A 3,703-nucleotide genomic window follows, 5' to 3' on the forward strand; every position below is an offset into this window, starting at 1 on the left:
CCCTGGCCGGACTGGCGGCGATCATCGCGGACGCCGGCGCGGTCGTGGTCGGCAACACCGGGCCCGCGCACCTGGCGGCGGCCGCCAGAGTGCCCGTGGTGAGTCTCTTCGCGCCGACCGTCCCGTTCGGCCAGTGGGGGCCCTACCGGGTGCCCACCGTCCGGCTCGGCGACGCCGCCGCGCCCTGCCGGGACACCCGGGCGGCCAGCTGCCCGGTCCCCGGACACCCCTGCCTCAGTGGCGTCGACCCGGACGAGGTGGTCGCCGCGCTCCGGACGCTCGCCCCCAGCGGTGGTGGCGGACGATGAACATCCTGCTCTGGCACGTGCACGGCTCCTGGACCACGTCGTTCGTGCACGGCAGCCACCGCTACCTGATCCCCACCACACCCGACCGTGGCCCCTACGGCCTCGGCCGGGCCCGCACCTACCCGTGGCCGGACAGCGCGGTCGAGGTCACCCCGGAGGAACTGCCGGGCGCCGACGTCGACCTGGTCATCCTGCAACGCCCCGAGGAGATCGACCGGGCCGAGGAGTGGCTTCGCCGCCGCCCCGGCCGCGACCTCCCCGCGATCTACGTCGAACACAACACCCCCAAGGGCGACGTGCCCAACACGCGTCACCCGATGGCCGACCGCGACGACCTGCTCGTCGCGCACGTCACCGGGTTCAACCAGATCTTCTGGGACACCGGCGCCACCCGCACCACAGTGGTCGACCACGGCATCGTCGCCCCCTCCGCGTCCTACACCGGCGAGCTGGACCGGCTCGCCGTGGTGATCAACGAGCCGGTACGGCGAGGTCGGGTCACCGGCACCGACCTGCTGCCCCAGTTCGCCGAGATCGCGCCGCTGGACGTGTTCGGCATGGGTGTCGCCGGCCTGGCCGACCACCTCGGGCTGCCCGCCGACCGGCTCACCAGCCACGACGACGTGCCCCAGGACCGGATGCACGCCGAACTGGCCCGGCGGCGGGCGTACCTGCACCTGTGCCGGTGGACCTCCCTCGGGCTCAGCCTCATCGAGGCGATGGCGATCGGCATGCCGGTCGTCGCGCTCGCCACCACCGAGGCGGTGATGGCGGTGCCCCCGGAGGCGGGGGCGCTCGCCACCCGGACCGACACCCTGCTCGACGCCGCCCGCCGGTTCATCACCGAACCGGCGACCGCGCGTCAGGCCGGAGCGGCGGCGCGGACCGCCGCGCGCGACAGGTACGGCCTCGACCGTTTCCTCGCTGACTGGGACCGGCTGCTGGAGGAGGAAGTATGCGGATCGCGATGATCTCGGAGCACGCCAGCCCGCTCGCCGTCCTCGGAGGGGAGGATGCCGGCGGCCAGAACACGCACGTCGCGGAGCTGTCCGCCGCGCTCGCCGCCGCCGGGCACGAGGTGCGGGTCTACACCCGCCGCGACGCGCCCGACCTGCCGGTGACCGTCCGCAGCCCGGACGGGTACGACGTGGTGCACGTGCCGGCCGGCCCGGCCGAGCCGGTGGCCAAGGACGCGCTGCTGCCGCACATGCGGGAGTTCAGCAACTGGCTGATCGAGCGCTGGCGCGGCGGCGACTGGGTGCCCGAGGTGATCCACGCGCACTTCTGGATGAGCGGTCTGGCCGGGCTGACCGCGGGCCGGCAGACCGGGGTGCCGGTGGTGCAGACGTACCACGCGCTGGGCACGGTGAAGCGCCGCTACCAGGGTGTGCAGGACACCAGCCCGGCCCGACGGGTCTCCTACGAGCGGGAGTTGGGCCGCTCGGTGGACCGGATCGTCGCGCAGTGCCGCGACGAGGTGGGCGAGCTGGTCCGGATGGGCGTGCCCCGGTCCCGGATGACGGTGGTGCCCTCCGGGGTCAACCTCGCCACCTTCGCCCCGCTCGGACCGGCCGCCGACCGGGAACCGGGACGGGCCCGGATCCTCACCGTGGGGCGGCTGGTCGAGCGCAAGGGCTTCCAGACGGTGATCCGCGCGATGGCGCTGGTCCCGGACGCCGAGTGCGTGGTCGTCGGCGGCCCACCCGAGGGGCTGTTGGAGACCGACCCGTACGCCCGGCGGCTGCGGGCCCTCGCCGAGTCGTGCGGGGTGGCCGACCGGGTGCACCTGGTCGGCGCGGTGCCCCGGGAGGAGATGGGCCGCTGGTACCGCTCGGCGGACCTGCTGGTCGCGGCGCCCTGGTACGAGCCGTTCGGGTTGACCCCGCTGGAGGCGATGGCCTGTGGGGTGCCGGTCGTCGGCACGGCCGTGGGCGGCATCCGGGACACCGTGGTCGACGGGACGACCGGTGACCTCGTACCGGCCCGGGACCCGCACGCGCTGGCCATCGCCATCCAGGGGCTGCTCGACGACCGGATCAGGCGCTTCGCGTACGCGACGGCGGCACGTGAGCGGGCCCGGGCGCGGTACTCGTGGGCGGCCACCGCCGAGCGGCTGGTCGAGGTCTACAGCGAGGTGGCCGCCGTGCGCCGGCCGACCCGGGTGGTGGCCTGATGCCGGCGGGCAGCCTGCTCGACACCCACCTGACGAATCTCGCCGCGGCGCTGGTGCCGTACCGCCGGTGTGAGCGGCAGTTGGCGCGCTGGGGCGCGGACCTGGCCCACCGGCTGGCCGGCGGGGGTCGCCTGCTGGTCGCCGGCAACGGCGGTAGCGCCGCCGAAGCCCAGCACCTCACCGCCGAACTGGTCGGCAAGCTGCGTGACGACCGTCAACCGCTGTCCGCGATCGCGCTGCACGCCGAGACGAGCGCGCTCACCGCCATCGCCAACGACTACGGCTACGCCGACGTGTACGCCCGCCAGGTGCGTGCCCACGGCCGCCCCGGCGACGTCCTGCTGCTGCTGAGCACCAGCGGAACCAGCGCCAACCTGGTCGCCGCCGCGCAGGCCGCCCGTGATGTCGGGGTGACCACCTGGGCGCTCACCGGCACCGCCCCCAATCCGCTCGCCGACGCCTGCGACGAGGTGCTGGCCGTCGCGTCCCCGGACACCCAGGTGGTCCAGGAGCTGCACCTGGTGACCAGTCATCTGCTCTGCGAGTACCTCGAACAGGAGTTGCCCGCGGCGCTGGCGACGGTCGCCGACCCGGCGACCGTCCACCCCGGGCCCGGGGAGCCCGCGCCGGTGCGCACCGGCGTCGAGGTGGTGCTCGACGGCGGGACCGGGCAGCAGGTCGACGCGTGAGCCGGACAGCGGGTCGACGCGTGAGGATGAGGAGGCAAGCGTGAGGGGACCGGTGGTGGTGCTCGGGGACACCCTGCTCGACCGGGATGTGGAAGGTGTGGTGAACCGGCTCTGCCCGGACTCCCCGGTGCCGGTGCTCGACGAGACCGTGGCCACCGACCGACCGGGCGGCGCCGGGCTGGCGGCGGTGTTCGCCGCCGCGCAGGGCGCCGAGGTGGTGCTGGTGACCGCGCTCGCCGACGACGCCGGCGGGGCACGGTTGAGCGCTCTGCTCGCCGCCGCCGGCGTGCAGGTGTACCCGCTGGCCCTCTCCGGCGCGACGCCGGAGAAGATCCGGCTGCGGGCCCGGGGGCGGGTGCTGTTGCGCCACGACCGTGGCGGCACGTCCGGGGAGCCGGGTCAGCCCTCCGACGAGGTGCTCCGGGTGATCGGCGCGGCGTCGGCGGTGCTGGTCAGCGACTACGGCCGGGGGGTGGCCCGGCAGCCCGCGCTGCGCGACGCGTTGGCCGCCACCCGCGCGCCGGTGGTGTGGG

The 3,703-nt window shown here is 75.0% G+C and carries 5 protein-coding genes; all 5 read left to right on the top strand.

The window, feature by feature from the left end; genetic code table 11:
* On the top strand, positions 1-308 hold a 308-nt coding region (locus PSH25_RS13790; RefSeq protein WP_274527440.1), incomplete at its 5' end, for a glycosyltransferase family 9 protein.
* Entirely contained in the window at positions 305-1,279 is a 975-nt protein-coding gene (locus PSH25_RS13795) for a glycosyltransferase (protein WP_238659477.1), read from the top strand. The genes PSH25_RS13790 and PSH25_RS13795, both read left to right, overlap by 4 nt.
* Complete coding sequence (locus PSH25_RS13800) at positions 1,264-2,481, top strand: glycosyltransferase (protein ID WP_238659478.1); 1,218 nt, start codon at positions 1,264-1,266, stop codon at positions 2,479-2,481. The genes PSH25_RS13795 and PSH25_RS13800 overlap by 16 nt, the downstream gene beginning before the upstream one ends.
* The gene (locus PSH25_RS13805) at positions 2,478-3,170 is read left to right on the top strand and encodes a D-sedoheptulose-7-phosphate isomerase (protein ID WP_238659480.1); all 693 of its coding nucleotides are present in this window, start codon (positions 2,478-2,480) and stop codon (positions 3,168-3,170) included. Before PSH25_RS13800 ends, PSH25_RS13805 begins: the two co-directional genes overlap by 4 nt.
* A 40-nt stretch (positions 3,171-3,210) precedes the next feature.
* The coding region (locus tag PSH25_RS13810; RefSeq protein WP_238659479.1) for a PfkB family carbohydrate kinase at positions 3,211-3,703 on the top strand (493 nt) is incomplete at its 3' end.

This window comes from Micromonospora foliorum, assembly GCF_022229015.1.
In the GTDB taxonomy this organism is placed as follows: Bacteria; Actinomycetota; Actinomycetes; order Mycobacteriales; family Micromonosporaceae; genus Micromonospora; species Micromonospora foliorum.

Bases quoted from the DNA above. Each gene is read 5' to 3' on its own strand.
- PSH25_RS13800 (WP_238659478.1), top strand. From the start codon at position 1,264: ATGCGGATCGCGATGATCTCGGAGCACGCCAGCCCGCTCGCCGTCCTC.
- PSH25_RS13795 (WP_238659477.1), top strand. From the start codon at position 305: ATGAACATCCTGCTCTGGCACGTGCACGGCTCCTGGACCACGTCGTTC.